The organism is Streptomyces sp. NBC_01298, assembly GCF_035978755.1.
Classification (GTDB): Bacteria; Actinomycetota; Actinomycetes; order Streptomycetales; family Streptomycetaceae; genus Streptomyces.
This window is the reverse complement of the sequence record NZ_CP108414.1, coordinates 4,553,977-4,577,082: the sequence shown is the minus strand read 5'-3', so window position 1 is coordinate 4,577,082 and position 23,106 is coordinate 4,553,977. Positions and strand designations below refer to the sequence as shown.

The following is a 23,106-nucleotide window of genomic DNA, read 5'->3' as shown; positions in this document are numbered from 1 at the left end:
ATCATGCGTACGCTGCTTATCGACAACTACGACTCTTTTACGTACAACCTGTTCCACCTGCTGACCGAGGTGAATGGCAGGGAGCCGGAAGTCGTCCGCAACGACGACCCGCACTGGAAGGCCGGGCACCTCGCCGCCTTCGACAACATCGTCGTCTCACCGGGTCCCGGGACCCCGGGCCGGGCCGCCGACTTCGGTATCTGCGCGGAGACCATCCGGCGGACTGACCTTCCGCTGCTGGGCATCTGCCTCGGACACCAGGGGATCGGCCTGATGCACGGCGCCACCGTGGACCGCGCGCCGCAGCCGCGGCACGGGCGCACCTCGCCCGTCCTGCACGAGGGCATCGACCTGTTCGCCGGGCTGCCTTCGCCCATGGAGGTGGTGCGCTACCACTCCCTCGCCGTGACGGACCTCCCCGACGAGCTGGAGGCCACCGCGTGGACTCCGGACGGAATCCTGATGGGGCTGCGGCACCGTACGCGCCCGATGTGGGGGGTGCAGTTCCACCCCGAGTCGATCTGCAGCGAGTACGGCAGGGAACTGCTGGCGAACTTCGCCCGGTTGAGCAGGGCCCACGGAGCGCGCCGGGCGGTGTCCGTACCCGCGTCCGTACCCGTACCCGCTCCCGCTCCCGTACCCGTGCCCGCGCCGACGCCGGCGCGTGAGCTGCGGCTGGTGACCAGCCGCATGACCACGGACTGGGACGCCGAGGCCGTGTACGACCGGCTCTTCCGGGGCAACGACCACGCCTACTGGCTGGACAGCAGCCTGCCCGGAGCCGAGCGCGGCCGGTTCTCCGTCATGGGCGACGCCACCGGCCCGCTCGCCCGGGTGGCCACGGCCGACGTGTGGAGCAAGGTCGTGACCGTGGAGTCGCGGGGCGGCGACGGCGGCCTCGTCGCGGGACCCTTCATGGAGTGGATCGACCGCGACCTGCGCTCCATCCGCACCGAACTCCCCACCGGAGACGAAGAGCTGCCCTTCGACTTCGCCCTCGGCTGGGTCGGCTACCTCGGCTACGAGCTGAAGGCCGAGTGCGGCGGCGACCTCGTGCACCGCTCGCCCGTGGCCGACGCCACGATGGTCTTCGCCGACCGGGCCCTGGTGTTCGACCACGTCACGCACACCACCCATCTCCTCGCGCTCGCGGAGGGGGACGACGCCGAGGCCCGGAGCTGGCTGACCGGTACGGCGGAGCGCCTCGCGCACCTCTCGGGGCTGCGGCTGCCGGCTCCCCCTTCCGAAGGCTCGGGCGGTGAGATCCGGCTGCGCCACGACCGGAACGCCTACCTGGGGCTCATCGACTCCTGCCTGGAGGAGATCTCCGCGGGGGAGAGCTACGAGGTCTGCCTGACCAACATGGCGGAGTCCGACACCACCGTCGACCCCTGGGCGGCGTACCGCGCGATGCGGCGCACCAGCCCGGCGCCGTTCGCCGCCCTGCTCCAGTTCGGCGAGCTCTCCGTGCTGAGCAGCTCGCCCGAGCGGTTCCTGCGGGTCTCCCGCGACGGGCTGATGGAATCCTCGCCCATCAAGGGGACCCGCCCGCGCGGTGCCACTCCCGAAGAGGACGCGGCCCTGGTGGCGGACCTGCTGAGCGACGAGAAGGACCGCTCGGAGAACCTGATGATCGTCGACCTGGTGCGCAACGACCTCGGCCGCTGCGCGGTACCGGGCTCGGTCGAGGCCGACGAGCTCTTCCGGGTCGAGCACTACGCCACGGTGCATCAGCTGGTGAGCACCGTACGGGCGCGGATGCGGCCGGAGTTGAGCGCCCTGGACTGCGTGCGCGCCGCGTTCCCCGGCGGCTCGATGACCGGCGCTCCCAAGATCCGCACGATGCGGATCATCGACCGCCTGGAGGCGGGCCCGCGCGGGGTGTACTCCGGAGCCATCGGCTACTTCTCGCTCTCCGGCGCCGCGGACCTGAGCATCGTGATCCGTACCGCGACGATCACCCCGGACCGGGTCCGGTACGGCGTCGGAGGCGCCGTGGTGGCCCTGTCCGACCCGGACGCGGAGTACGAGGAGACGGCGGTCAAGGCTGCCCCTTTCCTGGCACTGACGAATGCCCGCTTCCCGGAGCGGCAGGGGCAGCGCCAGAAGATCTCGTCATAACGTCCCAGTCGTGCTGGAGGCGGCCGAGTTCCGCCGTCTCCAGCACGTCCGCGACCCGGGCTAAGGGGATGCCGAGCCGCTCCAGGGCGACCAGTGCCCCCTTCGCCTCGCGTTCCCTCGTGAGCAGGGTGTCCCCACTCAGATTCGGCCCGCGCGCGGCCTCTTCCAGGGTGTCCACCGACAGCGCGAGCGCCGTGTTCCAGCCGATGAGCGCGCCCACATCGGTGCCCCCGCTGGTCCACAACAGCCGTGGCTGCGGCGCGCCGTTGGCCCGCAGCACCCGCCACCAGCCGCCGGACAGCCGCTGTTCACGGAGCCGGTACATCGCGCGGGCGACGGCCAGACCCGCCGCGCCCCGGACCTCGTCGCCCGGGCCGACCCCCAGCCCGTCCAGCCGGGACTCGACCTCCGCGTCGAACACCCCCACCGGGAACGAGGCCACCATCAAGGCCTCGCCCAGCGACCGGCCGGACGCGAGGGAACGCTCCAGCCCGTCGACGTAGGCGTCGAGCACCTCGGCGTACCGCTCGGCCGAGAAGACCATCGAGGCGTGCACCCCGATGCCCTCGGCCAGGCAGTCGGCCAGTGCCTTCAGCCCCGCCGGGGTCGCGGGAATCCGTACGAGCACGTTGGGGCGCGCCAGTTGCCCGTGCAGGGCGCGGGCCGCCGACCGGAGCGAGTGCGCGTCGTGGGCCCACCGGGGAGAGACCGGCACGGAGACGTGGCCGACGGCGCCTTCGGTCGCCTCGAACACGGGCCGCAGCAGGTCGCAGGTCCGTTGGAGCAGCGTGAGGGCGCTGCCCGGGGGTGCCAGGGCGTTGTGGAAATCCACACCCAGGACCGGAGGCCGGACGCTCGTCTCGAACTCTTCGGGGCCGCGCGCGCTCAGCCATGGCGAGACGCCTTCGGACACCAGTTGTTTCAGCAGGTCTCGCGCTTCTTGACTCACCACGGTCCCGACCTTAGGCGTCCACGACTTGAGGCGTAGGGGAGTGGTCGGCTCTGTGTCAGGTGGGGGCGGATCGCCGTCTCCGGTCCGTCCTCCGGGACGCGCGCGGGACTTTAATGCGTTCGCGGCCGGTCCCTTCCATGAATGCGGGCAATGCGTCATGTCGAATTTCCGGCCGGCCGGTCGACGTGACCGAATGTGTCGCCACCTGACGAATCGGTGAATCTCTGGTGGTTGACTCATTCTTTTCTTCGCAGGCTTCTCGCTGCATCCGATGTCACGGCAGGTTCAGTACCGGGAGGTGCCACATGTACGGTGTCGCGCGCTTGAAATCAGCGCCGGCGGGCCAGCAGCCCGTTTGGCCCAACGAAGACGCTCTGATGAATGCGAGGGCCGAAATCGAGGACTCGCCCGCTCTCGTCCGCGCGGAGGACGTCGAGGCCCTGCGGGTCCTGCTGGCCGCGGCCTCGCGGGGCGAGGTGCAGATCATCCAGGGCGGGGACTGCGCGGAGGACACCGCCGAGTGCACCCCGGGATACGTGGCCCGCAAGGCGGCGCTCCTCGACATGCTGGCCGGCGTCATGAAGACGCGCACGCTGGGGCCCGTCCTGCGGGTGGGCCGGCTCGCGGGGCAGTTCGGCAAGCCCCGCTCCAGCAACACCGAGATCGTCCACGGCGTGGAACTCCCCGTGTACCGCGGCCACATGGTCAACAGCCCGGAGCCCGATCCCGAGCTGCGCCGGCCCGACCCGCAGCGGCTGGTCAGCGGCTACCGCGCGGCCGCGGCCGCCATGCGCTCCCTGGGCTGGCACGGCGAGCAGCGCCCGTCCGCGGCCGAGGCCCCGGTGTGGACCAGCCACGAGGCCCTGCTGCTGGACTACGAGGGACCGATGCTGCGCACCCAGCCCGACGGCTCGGTGCTGCTCACCTCGACGCACTGGCCCTGGATGGGCGAGCGCACCCGCGAGCTGAGCGGCGCCCACGTCGAGCTGTTCGCGTCGATCTCCAATCCCGTCGCCACCAAGGTCGGCCCGAAGATGACCCCGGCCGAGCTGGTCGAGCTGTGCGGCCGTCTCGACCCGCTGCGCGAGCCTGGCCGGCTGACGCTGATTTCCCGGATGGGAGAGGGTACGGCCGCCGAAAAGCTGCCGGCACTGGTCCGCGCGGTCCGCGAGGCCGGGCACCCCGTGCTCTGGATGTGCGACCCGATGCACGGAAACACCGTCAGCGCGCCCGGCGGCTACAAGACCCGCTACATCACGGCGGTCGTGCGCGAGGTCCAGGAATTCCAGGCGGCCGTCGTCGATAACGGCGGAGTCGCGGCCGGACTTCACCTGGAGACCACTCCCGACGCCGTGCGCGAATGCGTGCGCGACGAATACCACGTCAGTGAGCTGGGCGAGAAGTACACCTCGTTCTGCGACCCGCGCCTCAATTCCGACCAGGCTGTCGAAGTCGTATCCGCCTGGCGCGGCTGAGGCTGAAATAAAGAGGGGCGTTCCCGTCATGGAAGGAAAAATCGCTCTCGTCACCGGAGCGGCCGGAGGCATAGGCGCGGCCATTGTCCGCGCGCTGGCCGCCCTGGGCGTCCGGGTGGCCGCGGTCGACATGGACGCGGCCCGGCTGCGCGACCTGGCCAAGTCGGTGATCGAGGAAGGAGGCCGCGTCGAAGCATTCCCGGGCGACGTCACCTCCAGTGCGGACGTCGAGGCGCTCGTGGACGACGTGGAGGCGCTCGTGGGGCCCCTCGACTTCCTCGTCAACGCCGCCGGAGTGCTGCGGCTCGCCGAGGCCCGGGCACTCACCGACCAGGAGTGGAGCACGACGTTCGCGGTCAACACCACGGGCGTGTTCCTCGTCTCGCGCGCCGTGGTCAACCGCATGGTGCCGCGCGGACGCGGTGCGATCGTCACGATCGCCTCCAACTCCGCCGGCACCGCCCGTACGGAGATGGCCGCGTACGCCGCTTCGAAGGCGGCCGCGACCATGTTCACCAAGTGTCTGGGCCTGGAGGTCGCCAAGTTCGGGATCCGCGCGAACATCGTGGCGCCGGGGTCCACGGACACCCCGATGCTCACCTCGATGTGGCAGGAAGCGAGCAGTTCGAAGGCCTCCATCGAAGGGGTGCCGGGCTCCTACCGCGTCGGCATCCCGCTGGGCAAGATCGCCCGTCCCGAGGACGTCGCCGAGGCGGTCGTCTTCCTGCTCTCCGACAAGGCCGCGCACATCACGATGCACGACCTCACCGTGGACGGCGGTGCGGCCCTGGGTGCCTGAGACCGGTGTGACCAGTCGACCGACCGTCAACGAGACCGTGAACGAGAGGGAGAAACGCATGGCAGGCATACCTGCTATCAGCCCGTATCCGATGCCCTCGGCAGCCGACCTGCCCGCCAACGCCGTCGACTGGGAAGTCGACCCGGACCGCGCCGTCCTGCTGGTGCACGACCTGCAGAAGTTCTTCCTGACCGCCTTCCCCGCCGGTGAACAGCCCGTCGTGGACCTGACCCGCAACGCCGGAGAGCTGCGCGTACGCGCGGCGGCCCTCGGCATCCCGGTCGCCTACACGGCGCAGCCCGGCGGCATGACCCCCCAAGAGCGCGGCCTGCTCGCCGACTTCTGGGGCCCGGGCATGCGGCCGAGCCCCGAGCACCGCCAGGTCGTGGACCCGGTGGCGCCGGCCGCCGGGGACTGGATGCTCACCAAGTGGCGCTACAGCGCCTTCTTCAAGACCGATCTGCTGGAGCGGATGCGGGCGGAGGGCCGCGACCAGCTGATCATCTGCGGCGTGTACGCCCACGTGGGCGTGCTGATGACGGCGGTGGAGGCGTTCACCAACGACATCCAGCCCTTCCTGGTCGCCGACGCCGTCGCCGACTTCAGCTGGGAGGAGCACCGGATGGCGCTGGAGTACGCGGCCGGCCGGTGCGCCGCCCTGACCACCACGAAGCAGCTCCTGGCGGCCCTCCCGGACCGGGTGGACGCGTACGCGGAAAGGGTTTCGGCATGACTGCGGACCAGCTGGGCCGGATCCTGAGCGACCGGCCGCCGGCCTTCGCGCTGATCCACCGTCCGGAGACCGCCCCCACCGGTCGGCTCGACCTGTTCCTCGGTTCGTTCACCGAGGCCGCGACCCTGGCGGACGTACCCCTCGGCGAGGTCCTGGAAGGGGCCGGCGCGCGGCAGGACGTCCTCACCCTGATCCCGTACCGGCAGCTCGCCGAGCGCGGCTTCGAGGCACCGGACGACGGCACCCCGCTGCTCGCCATGGTGATCGACGAGCAGACGCGGGTGCCGCTCGACGCCGTGCTGCGGCAGATCCCCGACGCACCCGTCCGCCTCCTGCCCGGCGGCGACTTCGACATCGACGACGACACGTACGCCGAGACGGTGCGCCGTGTCATCGCGGACGAGATCGGCACCGGCGAGGGCGCCAACTTCGTGCTGAAGCGTTCGTTCGTGGCCGACGTCGGGGACTACTCCGTCGCCACGGCGCTGCGGATCTTCCGCCGGCTGCTGGAGCGGGAGACCGGCGCGTACTGGACCTTCGTCGTGCACACCGGCGACCGCACGCTCGTCGGCGCCTCTCCCGAGCGCCACATGAGCGTGTCGGGCGGCCGGGCCGTGATGAACCCCATCAGCGGCACCTACCGCTTCCCCGCCTCGGGTCCCGAACTGAGCGGTGTCATGGACTTCCTGGCCGACCGCAAGGAGGCCGACGAGCTGTACATGGTCGTCGACGAGGAACTCAAGATGATGGCCCGGATCTGCGATGCGGGCGGCCGGGTCGTCGGGCCCTATCTGAAGGAGATGGCCCGGCTCGCGCACACCGAGTACTTCATCGAGGGCCGCACCTCCCGCGACCCGCGCGAGATCCTCCACGAGACGCTGTTCGCCCCGACGGTCACCGGGTCCCCGCTGGAGAGCGCGGGCCGGGTCATCAAGAAGTACGAGCCCCAGGGCCGCGGCTACTACAGCGGCGTCCTGGCCCTCATGGGCCAGGACGAGAACAGCGAGCGCACCCTGGACTCGGCGATCCTCATCCGGACCGCCGACATCGACGACGGGGGGCGGATGCGGATCGGCGTCGGCGCCACCCTGGTGCGCCACTCCGACCCGCTGTCCGAGGTCGCCGAGACCCGCGCCAAGGCGTCCGGTCTGCTGGCCGTCTTCGAGGAGGCCGGACCGAGCCGGTTCGGCGACCACCCCGAGGTGCGGGCGGCGCTCAGCCGGCGCAACGAGACGATCGCCGGCTTCTGGCTGGACGACGAAGCCGACCGCGCCCGCCCGGTCGCGCTGCTCGCGGGCCGCAAGGTGCTGGTGGTCGACGCGGAGGACACCTTCACCGCGATGATCGAGCACCAACTGCGGGCCCTCGACGCCCAGGTCACCGTCAGCCGCTTCGACGAGCCCTACGACTTCGCCCCGTACGACCTCGTCGTCATGGGCCCGGGACCGGGTGACCCGCGGGAGGTGGACCACCCGAAGATCGCGCACCTGCGGGCCGCGATCGACACCCTGCTGACGGAGCGGCGGCCGTTCCTCGCCGTGTGCCTCAGCCACCAGGTGCTCAGCACCAAGCTCGGTTTCGGCCTGCGGCGCAGGGAGCAGCCCAACCAGGGGGTGCAGCGGGAGATCGAGCTGTTCGGGCGGCGCGAGCGCGTCGGCTTCTACAACACCTTCGCGGCGCAGAGCGCCTCGGACACGGTCGAGGTGCCCGGCGTCGGCACGGTCCAGGTGTGCCGGGAGGCGGGCACCGACGAGGTGCACGCGCTGCGCGGTCCCGGCTTCCGGTCGATGCAGTTCCACGCCGAGTCCGTGCTCACGGAGGACGGCGTCCGCATCGTCGGCGAGGCCCTGGCCGGACTGCTGCAGGAGCAGGAGCAGGAGCAGCTCGTATGAAGGCGACGGTGGCCTGGTGGGATCTCGCCGGCTCGGGGCACAGCATCGAGTCGCTGCGGTCGTACCTGCGCGACGAGGCGGTCGACCGGTTCGCTTCGGTCGAGGGCCTGCGGCTGAAGTTCTGGATCGCGGATCCGGGGACCGAGCGCTGGGGAGCGGTGCTGTTGTGGGAGTCCGCGGAGGCGGCGGCCCGGCCGCTCGCGCCGCGGGCCGCCGAGCTGATCGGGCGGGCACCGGTGCAGTACACGGTGTTCGACGTGGAGGCGACGGTCGAGGGCGTCCACACGCTGCCCGGGCTGCCGGGCCCCGGCCTGATCTGAGGCCCCGTCCGGGGCCCGGTACGAGGCCCGTACCGGGGCCGTGGACGAAACGGCCCCTCACGACCCGTCCGGGTCGGGAGGGGCCGTTGGCGTCCCCGTCGCCGCGGGCTCCGTCGAGACCTTGCGCAGCACGGCCGTCATGGCGTCCAGGGTGCCGTGGAAGTCGCCGTCCAGGTCGCGCAGATACGGGTTCTGCACGAGGACCTCGGCCGTCCTGCCCTCGGTCAGGGTGATGCTCAGCGTGAGGGTGAGCCGCCCCCGTTCGTCCTCGCCGATCTCGTTGCGTATTTCCGCGATGTCGGTGGGGTCCAGGTGGCGGTAGACGATGCGTCCGGTGCTCTCCTGGGCGGTGACCCGCTGGAGGAACGTGTGCTGCCCGCGCCGGATCTCCCGTAGGAGTCCGTCCGCGTACCGCTCGTGGATCCGGCACTCCACGATGGCGGGCACGTAGTCCGTCGGATGCTCCGCCTTGTGCAGCAGGGCCTGCCACAGGTTCTCCCGGGTGGGACCGTCCTGACCTTCCCGACCTGCGTCGACGACCGGACGGGTCCACGAAAGCGTCAGCATTGATCTCCCTTTCGGCCGCTTACCGGCGTGCAGCATCGGCTGGCCCGAACGCGGTGTCAAAGGGGGCCCGCGCACTCCGTCAGATGGCTCCAGGACCTGACGAAGTGCCCGAAACGCACTGCCCGGCGAGGCCCGGTTCCTTGCAAGGTGGCCGCTGGTCGAATGCGTTCGGTGTGAGTGAACGCCCTCGCGGATCCCCCTGCGGAGAATCAGGAGAACACTGATGTCTGAACGGTTCGACGGCCGGGTCGTCCTCGTTACCGGTGGAGGCGAAGGCATCGGCCGGGCAGCGGCGGTGGCCTTCGCCCGGCTCGGAGCCACGGTGGTGGTCGCCGGCCGCCACCCGGAGACGCTCGAAGGAACGGTCCGCCAGATCCTCGACGAGGGCGGCAAGGCCGACAGCGTGGTCGGCGAGGTCTCGGACGCCACGGAAGGCGCCGACGTCGGCGCCGCCCACATCGTCGCCGAGACGGTGCGCCGCCACGGGGCCCTGCACGTGGCCTTCAACAACACCACCGAGCTGGGCCCGCACCAAAGCGTGGCCGACATCAGCGAGAGCGCCTGGGCCCAGAGCCTGACGGCCAACCTGACCGGCGTCTGGCTGTCCATGAAGCACGAGATCGCCCACATGGAGCTGGCCGGCGGCGGGGTCATCGTCAACACGGCCAGCAACATCGGCTCCCAGGGCATGCTCCCGGGCCTCGGCGCGTACGCCGCCTCGACGGCCGCGGTGAGCGCCCTCACCCGGACCGCGGCCAAGGAGTACTTCGCCAAGGCCATCCGCATCAACGCCATCAGCCCCTGCCCGCTCGGCAGGGGAGGCAGCCCCGAGGAGATCGCCGACACCGTCGTCTGGCTGGCCTCCGACGCGGCCGCGTACATCGTCGGGCACGACCTCGTACTCGACCGCAAGACCAGCGTGTGACCAGCACCCAGTCGAGCCCCGAGGCCCGGCCGAGCAGAGGAGTCCCGAGCACCATGACGAGCAGCCCCGCGCAGAGCTCCCCCCGTACCTTCGAGTGGAGCGATCTGGACCGGCGCGCCGTCGACACCGCCCGCGCGCTGGCGATCGACGCCGTGGAGGCCGCGGGACACGGCCACCCGGGTACCGCGATGAGCCTGGCTCCGGCCGCCTACCTGCTGTTCCAGAAGCTGCTGCGGCACAACCCGGCCGACCCCCAGTGGGCCGGCCGCGACCGCTTCGTACTCTCCTGCGGGCACTCCAGCCTGACCCTGTACACCCAGCTCTACCTCTCCGGCTACGGCCTGGAACTCGACGACCTCAAGGCACTGCGCACCGAGGGCAGCCTGACCCCGGCGCACCCCGAGTACGGGCACACCCCCGGCGTCGAGACCACGACCGGTCCGCTCGGCCAGGGCCTGGGCAACGCGGTCGGCATGGCGATGGCGGCCCGCCGCGAGCGCGGCCTGTTCGATCCGGACGCCGCCCCGGGCGAGAGCCCCTTCGACCACACCGTCTGGGCGTTCGTCTCCGACGGCGACCTGGAGGAGGGCATCAGCCACGAGGCCGGTTCCCTCGCCGGCCACCAGCGGCTGGGCAACCTGGTCGTGCTCTGGGACGACAACCGCATCTCCATCGAGGACGACACGCTGATCGCGGTCTCCGAGGACGTGCCCGCCCGCTACCGCAGCTACGGCTGGCACGTCCAGCAGGTCGACTGGACCGTGACCGGGTCGTACGTGGAGGACATGGCCGCCCTGCACGACGCCCTGTCGGCCGCCCGTGAGGACACCGGACGGCCCTCGCTCGTCGCGCTGCGCACCATCATCGGCTGGCCGTCGCCGGGCAAGCAGAACAGCGGGAAGATCCACGGCTCGGCGCTCGGCGCGGCCGAGGCCGCGGCCACCAAGGAGGCCATGGGCCTGGACCCCGAGCGCTCCTTCGAGGTACCGGACGAGGTGCTCGCGCACGCCCGGCAGGTCGGCGAACGGGCCCGCGCCGACGTGCGGGCCTGGGCGAAGCGGTACGCGGACTGGCGCGCCGGCGCCCCCGACCGGGCGGCCGAGTTCGACCGGATCGGCGTGCGCGAACTGCCCGCGGGGTGGACGGACGCGCTGCCCGTCTTCGAGGCGGGCGGGCAGGTCGCCACCCGCAAGGCGTCGGGCGAGGTGCTGAGCGCGCTGGCCGCCACGCTGCCCGAACTGTGGGGCGGCTCCGCGGACCTCGCCGAGTCCAACCTGACCACCATGAAGGGCGAGCCCTCCTTCATCCCCGCCGACCGGGCGACCGAGACCTTCCCCGGCCACCAGTACGGGCGGACCCTGCACTTCGGCATCCGCGAGCACGCCATGGGCGCGATCCTCAACGGCATCGCCCTGCACGGCGGGACCCGCCCCTACGGCGGCACCTTCCTGGTGTTCTCCGACTACATGCGGCCCGCGGTCCGCCTCGCGGCCATGATGAAGCTGCCCGTCACCTACGTCTGGACCCACGACTCCATCGGCCTCGGCGAGGACGGTCCCACCCACCAGCCCATCGAGCACCTGTGGGGGCTGCGCGGCATTCCGGGCCTCGACGTCGTCCGCCCGGCCGACGCCAACGAGACGGCCGTCGCCTGGCGCACCGTACTGGAGCACGACGACCGGCCCGCCGGCCTGTGCCTGTCCCGGCAGAACCTGCCGGTCCTCGACCGCTCCGCCGCTTCCGGTGTGGAATCGGCCGAGGGCACCGCACGCGGCGGCTACGTCCTGGCCGAGGCCGCCGGCGGCGCCCCCGACGTGGTGCTGATCGCCACGGGCAGCGAGGTGCACATCGCGCTGGACGCCCGCGCCGTCCTGGAGCGCGAGGGCATCGCCACCCGGGTCGTGTCCATGCCCTGCCTGGAATGGTTCCAGGAGCAGACCCCCGAGTACCGCGAGCAGGTGCTGCCGAGCTCTGTGCGGGCCCGGGTCTCGGTCGAGGCCGGATCCGCGCTCGGCTGGTACCAGCTTCTCGGCGACGCCGGGATCCCGGTCGGGCTCGACCAGTTCGGGGCCAGCGCCCCCTACACCGCCCTGTACGAGCGCCATGGTTTCACCGCCGGCAACGTGGCCGCCACCGCCCGGGCCAGCCTGGCCCGCGTCGCGGCGCAGCGGGGCACGCGGTGAGCGAGTCGGCGCTGATCGCCCGGATCCCGGGCTCCAAGAGCATCACCAATCGGGCGCTGCTGCTGGCCGCCGCGGCCGAGGGCGTCTCGCTGCTGCGGGATCCGCTGGTCAGCGAGGACACGGTTGCCTTCCGGGAGGCCCTGACCGGGCTCGGAGTGCACATCGACACGGCCGACGACGGCGCCTGGAAGGTGACCGGAACGGGCGGCGCCCCGAACGGGGGCGGCTCCGTGTGGTGCGAGGACGCGGGTACGGCGGCCCGGTTCCTGCCGCCCTTCGCGGCGGCCGGCGAGGGCGAGTTCGCCTTCGACGGCACCGACCAGCTGCGGGCCAGGCCGCTGCGGCCGCTGGCCGACGCGCTGGCCGGGCTCGGCGCGGACGCCCGGGTGACGGAGCCGGTCGGCGGACTGCCGCTGAGGGTCCGCGCCCGGGGTCTGGCCGGCGGCGAGCTGACCGTGGACGCCTCGCTCAGCAGCCAGTACCTCACCGGTCTGCTGATGGCCGGGCCGCTGATGCGCGGGCCGCTGGTCGTACGGGGCGCCGGACTGGTCAGCAGGCCGTACATCACCATGACCCAGGCGCTGATGCGCCACTTTGGGGCCTACGTAGACGAGTTCGGCGAGTTCGGCACGGCGGGCGAGTCAGGGGACGGGGCGATCCAGGTGCTGCCCGGCGGCTACCGGGCCGCCGACCTGGACATCGAGCCGGATGCCTCCACCGCCTCGTACGCCTTCGCCGCGGCCGCGATCACGGGGCGCGGCGTCACCGTGCCGGGCCTCGGCACCGGCAGCGTCCAGGGCGACCTCGGCTTCGTCCGGGTGCTGGCCCGGGCGGGCGCCCGCGTGGAGATCACCGACCGGGCGACGACCGTCACCGGTACCGGCCCGCTGCGCGGCGGCTTCGACATCGACATGGGCGACATCTCCGACACCTTCATGACGCTGGCCGCGGTGGCCCCGCTCGCCGACGCGCCGATCACGGTGCACGGCATCGGGCACGCCCGGCTCAAGGAGTCCGACCGGATCGCCGCGGTCGAGGAGAACCTGCGGGCCTGCGGGATCCGGACCGAGTCCGGTCCGGACCGGCTCACCATCCATCCGGGCCGCCCCACGGCCGCTCGGATCGCCTGCCGCCGCGACCACCGGATCGCGATGGCGTTCTCGGTGCTCGGACTGCGCGTCCCCGGCATCACGCTGGACGATCCGTCCTGCGTCGGCAAGACCTTCCCCGGCTTCCACGCCGAACTGGAGCGGCTCTTCCCGGCCCACACGAACCGTGCGCGTCGATCGAGCGCCGGCAGCCACTGATCAGGAAAGGGAAGGGTGGGACACCCATGGCCGACATACTCATCGCCGGTGGTGGCATCGGTGGACTCGCTGCGGCACTCGGGCTCGCGCGACGCGGCCACCAGGTCACGGTCCTGGAGCGCAGGGACGTCTTCACGGAGGTCGGCGCCGGGATCCAGCTCGGCCCGAACGCCTTCCACGCGCTCGACCTGCTCGGAGTGGGCCGGGAGGTCCGTGAACGCGCCGTCCTCATCGACGAGCTGCGCTTCATGGACGGCACCACCGGCGAGCGGGTCGCGGCCCTTGCGGTGACGGAGAAGTACCGGGCCCGGTTCGGCAACCCGTACGCCGTGGTGCACCGGGTGGACCTCTACCTGCCGCTCCTGGAGGCCGCCCGCCGTTCCCCCGGCATCGAGCTTCTCGGAGGGTGCCACGTCGTCGCGTACGAGCAGTGGGCGGGCGGGGTGACGGCCGTACTCGCCGACGGCAGGCGGCGCACCGGCGACGCCCTCATCGGCGCCGACGGCCTGCACTCCGCGGTCCGCCGGCAGCTGGTCGGCGACGGGCCCCCGCGCATCTCCGGCCACACCATCTACCGCTCGGTGATCCCCGTGGAGGAGGTGCCCGAGGACCTGCGGGGGAACGCCGTGGTCCTGTGGGCGGGCCCGAAGTGGCACTTCGTGCACTACCCGGTCACGGGTGGCAGCCATTTCAATCTGGCCGCGACCCGGGACGACGGAGCCGCGGAGGCCCGGGCCGGGGTCCCGGCCGAGCACGGCCACGTGATGGACTCCTTCCCCGGACTGCCCGACGCGGCCCGCAGGGTGCTGGAGCTGGGGCGGGACTGGAAGTCCTGGGTGCTGTGCGACCGGGACCCGGTGGACCGCTGGACCGAGGGCCGGGTCGCGCTCCTCGGTGACGCCGCGCACCCGATGCTCCAGTACGCGGCGCAGGGTGCGTGCCAGGCCCTCGAGGACGCGGTCCTGCTGTCGGTCCTGCTGGACGGCAGCGAGGACGACTTCGTCCAGCGTCTGGAGAAGTACAACGCGGCGCGCCGGGAGCGTACGGCCCGGGTGCAGCTGGTGGCGCGGGAGATGGGCCGCGTGCTCTACCACGCGGCCGGGGAGGCGCGGGTGGCGCGCAACGCGATGCTGGCCGCGCTGTCCGACGAGGACATGTACGAGAAGGCGGCCTGGTTGCACGGCGCCTACGACTTCGCTTGGGGAGACGGAAATTGAGCAGGTTGCGTTGGCTGACGGCCGGAGAATCCCACGGCCCGGCTCTGGTGGCGACGCTGGAGGGGCTTCCCGCCGGCGTTCCGGTCACCACGGAGCTGGTGGCCGAACACCTGGCCCGGCGCCGGCTCGGCTACGGCCGTGGTGCCCGGATGAAGTTCGAGCAGGACGAGATCACGTTCCTCGGCGGTGTCCGGCACGGTTTGTCGCAGGGTTCTCCGGTGGCCGTGATGATCGGGAACACGGAGTGGCCGAAGTGGGAGACGGTCATGTCGGCGGACCCGGTGGATCCCTCGTTGCTGAAGGAGACCGGCCGTAACGCGGCGCTGACCCGGCCGCGGCCGGGTCACGCCGACCTGGCGGGCATGCAGAAGTACGGCTTCTCGGAGGCCCGGCCGATCCTGGAGCGCGCCAGCGCCCGTGAGACCGCGGCCCGTGTGGCCCTGGGTGCCATCGCGCGGTCCTTCATCAAGGAGGTCGCGGGCATCGAGATCGTCTCCCACGTGGTGGAGCTGGCGGCCGCGAAGGCCCCGTACGGCGTGTACCCGACGCCCGCCGATGTCGAGAAGCTCGACGCGGATCCGGTGCGCTGCCTGGACGCGGACGCGTCGAAGCAGATGGTCGCGGAGATCGATCAGGCCCACAAGGACGGTGACACCCTCGGTGGCGTCGTCGAGGTTCTGGCTTACGGGGTGCCCGTGGGTCTGGGCTCGCACGTGCACTGGGACCGGCGCCTGGACGCGCGTCTGGCGGCGGCGCTCATGGGCATCCAGGCCATCAAGGGGGTGGAGGTCGGTGACGGCTTCGACCTGGCCCGGGTGCCCGGCTCGCAGGCGCACGACGAGATCGTGTCCACCCCTGAGGGTCTCAAGCGCACGACCGGCCGTGCCGGTGGTACCGAGGGCGGTCTGACCACCGGTGAACTGCTGCGCGTGCGTGCCGCGATGAAGCCGATCGCGACCGTGCCGAAGGCCCTCGCGACGGTGGACGTGGCCACTGGCGAGGCGACCGTGGCGCACCACCAGCGCTCGGACGTGTGTGCGGTGCCGGCGGCGGGCATCGTGGCGGAGGCCATGGTCGCTCTGGTGCTGGCCGACGCGGTCGTGGAGAAGTTCGGTGGCGACTCGGTTCCCGAGACCCGCCGCAACGTGCGGTCGTACCTCGACAACCTGCGGATCGGCTGATCTGGAGCAAGCCGGGGCGCCACGAAGGGCGGTGGGGGCACGGACATCCGTGCCCCCACCGCCCTTTCGTGCTGCCCGCCCATCGGCCCCTCCGCGTACGACTACGGCCGGTGCCTCCCCCCGGAGGCACCGGCCGTAGTCGGCGGGCGGGCGGAACGTCGCCCGGACGGTCAGACGGAGACCGAGGCCACGGACTGCTCGTCCTCGGCGGTCCGCGCGTCCTCCGGGGACGGGTCCCCGGCCGGCGTACCCGCCGCATCGGCCCCGACACGGCGGAAGTTGAGCGCGATGCCGATCGAGACGACCATGGCGGCGGCCGCGATCAGGACGGCGGTGCGCAGACCGTCCGTCGTCGCCGCCGCGGTGGCCTCCTCGCCGGTGATCGAGTTGGCGACGGCCACCAGAAGCGCGAGGCCGACGGCGCCGCCGACCTGCTGGCCGGTGGAGACGATGCCGGAGGCGATGCCCTGCTCCATCGGGTCCACGCCGGACGAGGACGCGGCGAACATGCTGGTGTAGAGCGCCCCCTGGCCGAGGCTGAGCACGATCAGGCCGGGAACCAGGGCGAGGTACGACGCCGACGGATCCATCGCGAGGGCGAGCATCAGCGTGCCCACGGCGCCCACGGCCAGGGCCCCCAGGATGGTGTTGCGGGTGCCGAAGCGGGTGGCGAGCCGGCCGCCGAGGGTGGAGCCGACCAGCCCCGCGACCATCGGGACCAGGAAGGCCAGACCGGTCTGGAGCGCGCTGTAGCCGTGCACGCCCTGGAAGTAGATGGTCTGGAAGTACAGCAGCGAACCGAAGGTCGCCATGAACATGAAGGTGGTGGCCACGCCCGCGGACAGGTTGCGGTTGCGGAACAGCCGCAGCGGCAGCAGCGGTTCGGGGCTGCGCGACTCGACCACCAGGAAGACGGCGAGCAGCACCAGGGCGGCGGCGCCCGCACCGAGCACGGGGGCCGAGGCCCAGCCGGACTCCGGTCCCTGGACCAGGGCGAAGACCACGAGGGTGGCACCGGCGGTGCCGGTCAGCGCGCCGGGCACGTCGAAGGAGCGGCCGGCGGCGCGCTTGCCGTCCGGGGCGATCAGCACGTAGGCCGAGGCGATGGCGACGACCGCCAGCGGAACGTTGACGTAGAAGACCGACTCCCAGCCGAAGGCCTGGGTCAGGACGCCGCCGAGCAGCGAGCCGAGGACCATGCCGCTGGCGCCGGCGCCTGCCCAGACCGCGAGGGCCCGGTTGCGCTCGCGGCCCTCGCTGAAGGAGGTGATGACCAGGGAGAGGGTGGCGGGGAAGAGGAACGCGCCGCCCAGGCCCTGCACCGCTCGCGCCGCGACCAGGAACTCCGAGCCGTTGGCGAGGCCGCCGAGGAGCGAGCCGACGCCGTAGAGGGAGAGGCCGAAGACGAACATGCGGCGGCGGCCGAGGAGGTCGGAGGCGCGGCCGCCGAGCAGCAGGAAACCGCCGTAGATCACGGCGTAGGCGCTGACGACCCACTGCAGCGTCTGGGAGGAGAAATCGAGGCTTTCGCCGATTTCGGGCAGTGCCACATAAACGATGTTGTAGTCGAGAGAAGTGATGAGCTGAGCCAGCGCGAGAAGCGCCAGTACGAGGGCGGGACGACGGGATGCCGATGTTCTCGAATCTGTGCCCGACGACATGGGGGGTCCTTTCGGTTCCCTCGACTGAACGGGCTGTTGGGGCCACGAAAAGGGCGGGGACGGTCGTGACCGGCCCCGCCCTCTTAGTCGAGTGGGAATCATGGGTTCAGGGATGGGAAAGATTCAGGACTGGTGAATGAAGTCCTGAACGAGCTTGACGAATTCGGCGGGCTTCTCGTAGACCACCACGTGGCCGCTCTCCAGCTCGGCGTACGAGCTGTTCTTGATGGCGGCGTGCAGTTCCCGGGAGTGCTCCACGGGGACCGTGGCGTCCAGGGTGCAGCCGATGACCAGCGTCTCGGCCTCGATCTTGGGCAGCAGGTCCCGGATGTCCAGGCGCAGGTTGAGGTCGATGTGGCGCAGCGCGCCCTCGCTCGGCTGGTTGCCGGCGATGATGCCCTCGAGCTGCTCCCGGCCGACGCCGTTGAGGAAGGAGCGGCTGAAAGCGGTCAGGGTGCCGAAGCGGCCGAACGCGTCCGGCTTGTCCTCCAGCGCACGCCACACGCTCATCAGGTTGCGCATGTACTCGTCCTCGGGGGCGGCCCAGCCGGCCGTGAGGACCAGGCGCCGGACCAGGTCCGGACGGGTGGCGGCGACCGTCGCGGAGATGACCGCGCCGAGCGAGAAGCCGACCAGGTCGACCGGGCCGTTGCCGGCCTCCTCGATCACGCCGATCACCTGGGCGGCGAGCTGCTCCACGGTCAGCTCGGTGCCGTCGTCCTCGGTGGCACCGCAGCCGGAGAGGTCCGGCAGGAGCACGGTGCGGCTCCCGGCGAACTCGTCGGCGAGGTGGCCCCAGGTTCCCTGGGCGCCGAAGCCGGTGCCGTGGACGAAGAGCAGGCCGGTGCCGGACCCGCGGACCTGGTAGTCCACGCGGGCGTCACCTGCGGACACGATGGGCATGTTTCTCCCCTTGATGTGCGTCATTGCCGATATCACGATGCGTTCCGCCATCGTCAAGAGATGGGCAACGCCTTCGGAAACCTAAGGGGGGAACGAGGGGTTCGGGAGTTCGGCCCCGGCAATCTGTCAGGTCGGCGCCGGGCGGGCCGGGCGGACCCGGTCGGAGCAGGTCGGAGCCGGTCAATGCCGCACGGGAAGCCGCACCGTGGACGCAGCTGACAGATTAAGCCACCGGCCGTGCCGGGAATCCGCCGGACACAGTCTAATCAGCGACTGATCCATAAAGGAAACGCGACAACTCCATTTCCAAGGACGGTTATTTCATGGCTTACGGCCAGATGATCGCGGAAGGACCGGCGGCCGCGACCGCCGAGGCTCCCACCGCGCGGACCGACCGGGGCACGAGCCCCGACCGGGGTACGACCCCGGAGCGTGGCCAGAGCCGGCTTCCCTCACTGACCGGACTCCGATTCCCCGCCGCGCTGCTGGTGTTCCTCTACCACGCGGCCCTGCCGATCCCCGCCCTGCGCCTGCTCGGGGACGACGCGGACGTCATGGACTTCTACAAGGCCGCCGGACAGATGGGCGGGCTCGGCGTCACCTTCTTCTTCGTGCTCAGCGGCTTCGTGCTGAGCTGGTCGGCCCGGCAGAAGGACACGGCGCGGGCGTTCTGGCGCCGCCGGTTCGTGAAGATCTACCCGAACTACGTGGTCGCCTGGGTGCTGGGCATGGTGCTCTTCGCCGCCGCCTACACCCCGGTCGGCACCTCGATCGCCAACCTGCTGATGGTCCAGGTGTGGTCGCCGGAGTTCAACACCTACTTCAGCGTCACCCCGCCCAGCTGGTCGCTCGGTGCGGAGGCGTTCTTCTACGCCGCGTTCCCCGTGCTGAACAACGTCTTCCGCAAGATCCGGGACAGCCACCTCAAGTACTGGATCGCCGGCACCGTCGCGCTGGTCGTCGCCACCCCGATGCTCGCCTACGCGCTGCTGCCGGACGCCCCCGGGATCCCCGGCGGCGAGGCCAGCTCCGTGATCCAGTACTGGGTCACCTACGTGCTGCCGCCCGTCCGCATGGTCGACTTCGCGCTCGGCATGCTCGTCGCGCACGCCGTGCAGCGCGGCCGCTGGAAGAACATCGGCATGATCTGGTCGGGGCTCCTGCTCGTGGCCGGCTACGTCCTGACCGCGTACGTCCCCTACCTGTACGGACAGCGCGCCACCTGCATCGTCCCGGTGGTGCTGCTGATCGCCGCCGCCGCCACCGCGGACGTGGAGAACCGGTTCACCATCTTCCGCAACCGCACCATGCTCTGGCTCGGCGAGATCTCCTTCGCCTTCTACCTCCTGCACTTCGTGGTGCTCGCCTACGGACGCGAGCTGCTCGGGACCGAGACCTACTCGGCGCTCGCCACGACCCTGCTGCTCGCCGCCGCCGCGGGCATCACCGTCGTCCTGTCCTGGGCCCTCTACGCCTTCGTCGAGCGGCCGTTGACCCGCCGTTTCGCCAAGTCGCGTCGTGCGGACCGGACCTCGGACCGCGTTTCCTCCGGTGCCTGAGCACCTTCAGACTTCAAGGAGCAACATGTCCAGCACGCAGATCCTGGTCACCGGCGCCACCGGTCAGGTGGGCCGCGAGGTCCTCTCCCAGCTGATCGGGGCCGGCGTCCCGGTCCGGGCCGGCGCCCGCACCCCCTCGCGCCTGGCCGCCCCGGAGACCGTCGAGGTCGTCGAGGCCGACCTCGGCCGCCCCGAGACGCTGCCCGCCGCGCTCGCGGGCATCGAGAAGGTCTTCCTGTACGCCGTTCCGCAGGGCATCGGCGAGTTCCTGGCGGCCGCACAGCAGGCCGGCGTGAAGCACGTCGTGCTGCTGTCGTCCCAGACGGTGACCGAGAGCTTCCCCGGGCAGGAGCCGATCACCGAGATGCACCGTTCGGTGGAGGAGGCGATCGTCGAGTCCGGCATCGCGTACACCTTCCTGCGCCCGCACAACTTCGCCAGCAACATCCTGATGTGGGGCTGGCCCGAGAGCATCCGGGCGGAGCAGAAGGTGCGCTTCCCCTACCCGGAGTCGCACAGCGACGTCATTCACGAGAAGGACATCGCGGCGGTCGCCGTGAAGGCCCTGACCGAGCCGGGCCACGAGGGGCAGAGCTACTTCCTCAGCGGTCCCGAGTCGGTGACGCAGCGCCGCCAGCTGGAGATCATCGCCGAGGTCGTCGGCAAGGAGCTGGAGTTCGAGGAGCGCACCGAGGAGCAGGCGCGTACGGATCTCAGCGCGACCGTGCCGGCCTGGGTCGCCGACGCGGTGTTCGGCTACTGGTCGGCCTCCGACGGCGTGCCGACGCACCTGTCGGACAACGTGGAGAAGATCACCGGACGCCCGGCGCGGACGTTCGCCGAGTGGGCGGCCGATCACGCGCGGGAGTTCACCGGCTGAGGTGAGCCCGGGCACACGACGGAGGGGGACGGACCGGATGGTCCGTCCCCCTCCGTGCTGTCGGCACGGGCCCCGTCAGCTCGCGGCCGGCTCGATGTTGTAGTTCACCCGGAACAGGTTCGCCGGGTCGTACGCCGCCTTGAGCGCCGTCAGCCGGGCGTGGCCGGACTCCGTGTACGCGCTGCGGACCCGGTCGGCGCCGGTGTCGTCGATGCCGAAGAAGTTCACGAACGCCCCGCCGGTGCCCCACGGCTCCATCGTGCGGTGGAGCAGGTCATGGGCCGTACGGATGGCGGGCAGCCGGCCGGGCTCCATGATCGAGGTGGAGAAGAGCATGAACCCGGCGTCCCGGCCCGCGACCGCGCTGTCGGTGCGGGGCGGGCGGGCGTAGGCGCCCCCGTGGTGGCGGATCTCGACGAAGTACGGTGCGTCCGCCCGCGGGCCCGCCAGTTCGAGCAGGGCCTCGACGGCGGCGGGGGACAGCTCGCGCAGCGCCGTGTTGCGGTCGTACGCCGCCACCGGGAACGGCGGCTCGTGGTGGATGGACCCGACCTCGAGGTAGGGCATCGTGGCGACGGTGTCCTGGAGCACCGGGCCGAGAGCGCGCAGCGGCCGCACCAGGCGCTCGCCCCGGGTGTGGTCCTCTCCGGACCAGGCGATCCGGATGTGGGCGACGTACTTGCCGCGCATCGCCTCGGGCAGGACCGGCAGGTCGGGGTAGCGGATCAGCTGGATGGAGGAGGACATCTCCTCGGGGACCGTCGCGGTCCACTCCGCGTAGGCGCGCAGGGCCGTGGCCGCCATGTCCGGGCCGAAGTAGAGTCCGCCGCCGTAGAGCTCGGCGACCGGGAAGAGGTCGATCTCCATGGAGACGACCACGCCGAAGTTGCCCTTGCCGCCCCGCAGGGCCCAGAAGAGGTCCGGCTCCCGGTCGGGGGTCACCGTGCGGAGCCGGCCGTCCGCGGTGACCACGTCCAGACCGCGGACGTGGTCGGCGGCGTATCCGTAACGGCGGCCGAGCAGTCCCATGCCCCCGCCGACGGTGTAACCGATGGCGCCGACACCGGGGTTGGATCCGTTCAGGGGCGCCAGGCCGTGCGGCGCGGTCGCGGCGAGGACGTCCTGCCACACGGTCCCGGCCGCGACGGTCGCGGTGCGGCGCGCGGGGTCGATCCGTACCCCCGTCATCTGCCGGGTGCTGATCATCAGCTGGCCCTCGGCCGAACGGGAGACGCCGTGGCCGGTGGCCTGTACGGCGACGCCCAGGCCGGCCGCGGCCGCGTACCGGACCGCCTCCTGGACGTCGGCGGTGTCCCGGGCGCGGACGATGAGGGCGGGCCGGTGATCGAGGGCCAGGTTGTAGCCGAGCCGCTCCTCGTCGTAGCCCTCGTCCCCGGGCCTGAAGACCGGTGCGGACAGTGCGGCCGGTGCGGTCAGTGCTTCCTGTGCTTCTCGTGCTTCAAGTGTGGGCACGGTCAGTCCATTTCGTAGGGGGCGGTCATGACTTCGATGCTGTGGCCGTTCGGATCGTCGAAGTAGACGCCGCGGCCTCCGTACCAGGTGTTGGTGACGCCGGCATGGCGGTGGAAGGGGTCGCCCCAGTAGGGCAGCCGGCGGTCCTGGATCCGGGCGAAGATCTCGTCGAACTCGTGGTCGTCCACGAGGAAGGCGTAGTGCTGCGGGGTGACCGTGCCGTCGGCGCCCAGGCCGGCGCCCTGGAGGGCGTGTTCGCGGCCGAGGACGTCGAGGGTGATGTCGTTCGAGAGCTGGAGCACGCGGAACGGCCCGTAACGGCGGCTCGGTTCGAGCCCCAGGATGTCGATCAGGAACTCCGCGGTGACGTCGCGGTCGAGGGCGGTGAGGACGGTGTGGTTGAGCCGGATGGCCACGGAGGACTGCCTTTTTTAGGGGGCGGGATGCGGGGGTCGAAAGTCTGGGGTCGGGGGGCGGGAAACGCCCTGACCCCGCGCCGGAGGCACGGGGTCAGGGACGGACGGGATCGGGCCTGCGTCGGACATGCGGGGCTATCCGCGGTCGGTGCCGGACGGGTTGTCGATCACGTAGCGCCAGCGGCCGTCGGGGCCGCGCCGGGCCACGTCGGTGGCCGAGCCCTCCTGGTGCACGGGCCTTCCGTCCGGGTCGGTGCCCGAGATCACGAAGTCCCCCACGAGCAGGGCGATGTCCTCGCAGACATAGGTGTGCCGCAGGGTCAGCGCGATCGGGACGCCCAGTCCCAGGAACTGGGCGTTGGCCGCGCGCCGGTCGTCTTCGGTGACGGCCTCGCCGGGCCGGATGACGAAGACGGCGCCGGGCGCGAAGAGGCGGTCCACCGCGGCCAGTTCGCCGGAGTTGAAGGCCGCTTCGAAGACCGCGGGAAGCTCGGCCGGGTCGGTCGGGGGCAGGAGGGCGTCGAGGACCTCGGTCATGCCGC

General features: G+C 71.5%; 20 protein-coding genes. 13 read left to right on the top strand and 7 right to left on the bottom strand.

The window, feature by feature from the left end:
- The first annotated feature begins 3 nt into the window (after positions 1 to 3).
- Entirely contained in the window at positions 4 to 2,121 is a 2,118-nt protein-coding gene (pabB, locus tag OG730_RS20705; protein WP_327305638.1) for an aminodeoxychorismate synthase component I, read from the top strand.
- Here pabB and OG730_RS20700 read toward each other — a convergent pair.
- Positions 2,042 to 3,073, bottom strand: a complete 1,032-nt coding sequence (locus OG730_RS20700; protein WP_327305637.1) for a transaldolase family protein — start codon at positions 3,071 to 3,073, stop codon at positions 2,042 to 2,044. The two genes, pabB and OG730_RS20700, sit on opposite strands and share 80 nt — an antisense overlap.
- A 377-nt stretch (positions 3,074 to 3,450) precedes the next feature.
- Between OG730_RS20700 and OG730_RS20695 the strand changes: the two genes are divergently transcribed.
- From OG730_RS20695 to OG730_RS20675, 5 genes are read left to right on the top strand one after another with little or no spacing between them, the layout of a single operon-like run.
- Positions 3,451 to 4,548 carry a 3-deoxy-7-phosphoheptulonate synthase gene (locus OG730_RS20695; protein WP_442814969.1) on the top strand — a complete coding sequence of 366 codons (1,098 nt, stop codon included), beginning with the start codon at positions 3,451 to 3,453 and terminating at the stop codon, positions 4,546 to 4,548.
- Positions 4,549 to 4,576: 28 nt separating this feature from the next.
- Positions 4,577 to 5,347 (top strand): 2,3-dihydro-2,3-dihydroxybenzoate dehydrogenase, encoded by a 771-nt coding sequence (locus tag OG730_RS20690; RefSeq protein WP_327305635.1) that lies wholly within the window; start codon positions 4,577 to 4,579, stop codon positions 5,345 to 5,347.
- Positions 5,348 to 5,405: 58 nt separating this feature from the next.
- On the top strand, positions 5,406 to 6,080 hold the full coding sequence (locus OG730_RS20685; RefSeq protein WP_327305634.1) for an isochorismatase family protein: 675 nt from the start codon (positions 5,406 to 5,408) through the stop codon (positions 6,078 to 6,080).
- Positions 6,077 to 7,972 carry an anthranilate synthase family protein gene (locus OG730_RS20680; RefSeq protein ID WP_327305633.1) on the top strand — a complete coding sequence of 632 codons (1,896 nt, stop codon included), beginning with the start codon at positions 6,077 to 6,079 and terminating at the stop codon, positions 7,970 to 7,972. The genes OG730_RS20685 and OG730_RS20680 overlap by 4 nt, the downstream gene beginning before the upstream one ends.
- Positions 7,969 to 8,292, top strand: coding sequence for a hypothetical protein (locus tag OG730_RS20675; protein WP_327305632.1), 324 nt, complete (start codon positions 7,969 to 7,971; stop codon positions 8,290 to 8,292). The genes OG730_RS20680 and OG730_RS20675 overlap by 4 nt, the downstream gene beginning before the upstream one ends.
- A 57-nt stretch (positions 8,293 to 8,349) precedes the next feature.
- Here the strand turns inward: OG730_RS20675 and OG730_RS20670 are convergent, their stop codons facing one another.
- Positions 8,350 to 8,859: an AtaL-like protein gene (locus OG730_RS20670; RefSeq protein ID WP_327305631.1), complete on the bottom strand. Its 510-nt coding sequence runs from the start codon at positions 8,857 to 8,859 to the stop codon at positions 8,350 to 8,352.
- A 223-nt stretch (positions 8,860 to 9,082) separates the two neighbouring features.
- Between OG730_RS20670 and OG730_RS20665 the strand changes: the two genes are divergently transcribed.
- Genes OG730_RS20665 through aroC form a run of 5 tightly spaced genes read left to right on the top strand, consistent with a single transcriptional unit; the run spans position 9,083 to position 15,672 of the window.
- Positions 9,083 to 9,784 carry an SDR family NAD(P)-dependent oxidoreductase gene (locus OG730_RS20665; RefSeq protein ID WP_327305630.1) on the top strand — a complete coding sequence of 234 codons (702 nt, stop codon included), beginning with the start codon at positions 9,083 to 9,085 and terminating at the stop codon, positions 9,782 to 9,784.
- Positions 9,785 to 9,837: 53 nt separating this feature from the next.
- On the top strand, positions 9,838 to 11,967 hold the full coding sequence (gene tkt / locus OG730_RS20660) for a transketolase (RefSeq protein WP_327305629.1): 2,130 nt from the start codon (positions 9,838 to 9,840) through the stop codon (positions 11,965 to 11,967).
- Complete coding sequence (gene aroA, locus OG730_RS20655; protein ID WP_327305628.1) at positions 11,964 to 13,274, top strand: 3-phosphoshikimate 1-carboxyvinyltransferase; 1,311 nt, start codon at positions 11,964 to 11,966, stop codon at positions 13,272 to 13,274. Before tkt ends, aroA begins: the two co-directional genes overlap by 4 nt.
- A gap of 26 nt (positions 13,275 to 13,300) precedes the next feature.
- The gene (locus tag OG730_RS20650) at positions 13,301 to 14,491 is read left to right on the top strand and encodes a 3-hydroxybenzoate 6-monooxygenase (protein ID WP_327305627.1); all 1,191 of its coding nucleotides are present in this window, start codon (positions 13,301 to 13,303) and stop codon (positions 14,489 to 14,491) included.
- Positions 14,488 to 15,672, top strand: a complete 1,185-nt coding sequence (aroC, locus tag OG730_RS20645; RefSeq protein ID WP_327305626.1) for a chorismate synthase — start codon at positions 14,488 to 14,490, stop codon at positions 15,670 to 15,672. Before OG730_RS20650 ends, aroC begins: the two co-directional genes overlap by 4 nt.
- A gap of 170 nt (positions 15,673 to 15,842) precedes the next feature.
- Here the strand turns inward: aroC and OG730_RS20640 are convergent, their stop codons facing one another.
- Positions 15,843 to 17,333 (bottom strand): MFS transporter, encoded by a 1,491-nt coding sequence (locus OG730_RS20640; protein WP_327305625.1) that lies wholly within the window; start codon positions 17,331 to 17,333, stop codon positions 15,843 to 15,845.
- A 123-nt stretch (positions 17,334 to 17,456) separates the two neighbouring features.
- A complete protein-coding gene (locus OG730_RS20635) occupies positions 17,457 to 18,236 on the bottom strand; it encodes an alpha/beta fold hydrolase (RefSeq protein ID WP_327305624.1) in 780 nt (259 codons plus the stop codon).
- Positions 18,237 to 18,559: 323 nt separating this feature from the next.
- On the opposite strand from OG730_RS20635, the gene OG730_RS20630 reads away from it, so the two are divergent.
- Both OG730_RS20630 and OG730_RS20625 read left to right on the top strand, forming a co-directional pair.
- On the top strand, positions 18,560 to 19,795 hold the full coding sequence (locus OG730_RS20630; protein WP_327305623.1) for an acyltransferase family protein: 1,236 nt from the start codon (positions 18,560 to 18,562) through the stop codon (positions 19,793 to 19,795).
- Positions 19,796 to 19,820: 25 nt separating this feature from the next.
- A complete protein-coding gene (locus tag OG730_RS20625; protein ID WP_327305622.1) occupies positions 19,821 to 20,675 on the top strand; it encodes an NAD(P)H-binding protein in 855 nt (284 codons plus the stop codon).
- A 75-nt stretch (positions 20,676 to 20,750) separates the two neighbouring features.
- Here OG730_RS20625 and OG730_RS20620 read toward each other — a convergent pair whose 3' ends face one another.
- The 3 genes from OG730_RS20620 to OG730_RS20610 form a co-directional block, all read right to left on the bottom strand.
- Positions 20,751 to 22,148, bottom strand: a complete 1,398-nt coding sequence (locus tag OG730_RS20620) for an FAD-binding oxidoreductase (protein WP_327305621.1) — start codon at positions 22,146 to 22,148, stop codon at positions 20,751 to 20,753.
- A gap of 2 nt (positions 22,149 to 22,150) precedes the next feature.
- Complete coding sequence (locus OG730_RS20615; protein WP_327305620.1) at positions 22,151 to 22,564, bottom strand: VOC family protein; 414 nt, start codon at positions 22,562 to 22,564, stop codon at positions 22,151 to 22,153.
- A gap of 135 nt (positions 22,565 to 22,699) precedes the next feature.
- Positions 22,700 to 23,101 carry a YybH family protein gene (locus OG730_RS20610; protein WP_327305619.1) on the bottom strand — a complete coding sequence of 134 codons (402 nt, stop codon included), beginning with the start codon at positions 23,099 to 23,101 and terminating at the stop codon, positions 22,700 to 22,702.
- Positions 23,102 to 23,106: the final 5 nt, after the last annotated feature.

Coding starts and splice junctions, on each gene's coding strand:
- OG730_RS20650 (WP_327305627.1), top strand. CDS start 13,301: ATGGCCGACATACTCATCGCCGGTGGTGGCATCGGTGGACTCGCTGCG.
- OG730_RS20630 (WP_327305623.1), top strand. CDS start 18,560: ATGGCTTACGGCCAGATGATCGCGGAAGGACCGGCGGCCGCGACCGCC.
- OG730_RS20685 (WP_327305634.1), top strand. CDS start 5,406: ATGGCAGGCATACCTGCTATCAGCCCGTATCCGATGCCCTCGGCAGCC.
- OG730_RS20675 (WP_327305632.1), top strand. CDS start 7,969: ATGAAGGCGACGGTGGCCTGGTGGGATCTCGCCGGCTCGGGGCACAGC.
- OG730_RS20680 (WP_327305633.1), top strand. CDS start 6,077: ATGACTGCGGACCAGCTGGGCCGGATCCTGAGCGACCGGCCGCCGGCC.
- OG730_RS20670 (WP_327305631.1), bottom strand. CDS start 8,859: ATGCTGACGCTTTCGTGGACCCGTCCGGTCGTCGACGCAGGTCGGGAA.
- OG730_RS20610 (WP_327305619.1), bottom strand. CDS start 23,101: ATGACCGAGGTCCTCGACGCCCTCCTGCCCCCGACCGACCCGGCCGAG.
- OG730_RS20625 (WP_327305622.1), top strand. CDS start 19,821: ATGTCCAGCACGCAGATCCTGGTCACCGGCGCCACCGGTCAGGTGGGC.
- OG730_RS20640 (WP_327305625.1), bottom strand. CDS start 17,333: ATGTCGTCGGGCACAGATTCGAGAACATCGGCATCCCGTCGTCCCGCC.
- pabB (WP_327305638.1), top strand. CDS start 4: ATGCGTACGCTGCTTATCGACAACTACGACTCTTTTACGTACAACCTG.
- OG730_RS20635 (WP_327305624.1), bottom strand. CDS start 18,236: ATGCCCATCGTGTCCGCAGGTGACGCCCGCGTGGACTACCAGGTCCGC.
- OG730_RS20665 (WP_327305630.1), top strand. CDS start 9,083: ATGTCTGAACGGTTCGACGGCCGGGTCGTCCTCGTTACCGGTGGAGGC.
- OG730_RS20690 (WP_327305635.1), top strand. CDS start 4,577: ATGGAAGGAAAAATCGCTCTCGTCACCGGAGCGGCCGGAGGCATAGGC.
- OG730_RS20695 (WP_442814969.1), top strand. CDS start 3,451: ATGAATGCGAGGGCCGAAATCGAGGACTCGCCCGCTCTCGTCCGCGCG.
- tkt (WP_327305629.1), top strand. CDS start 9,838: ATGACGAGCAGCCCCGCGCAGAGCTCCCCCCGTACCTTCGAGTGGAGC.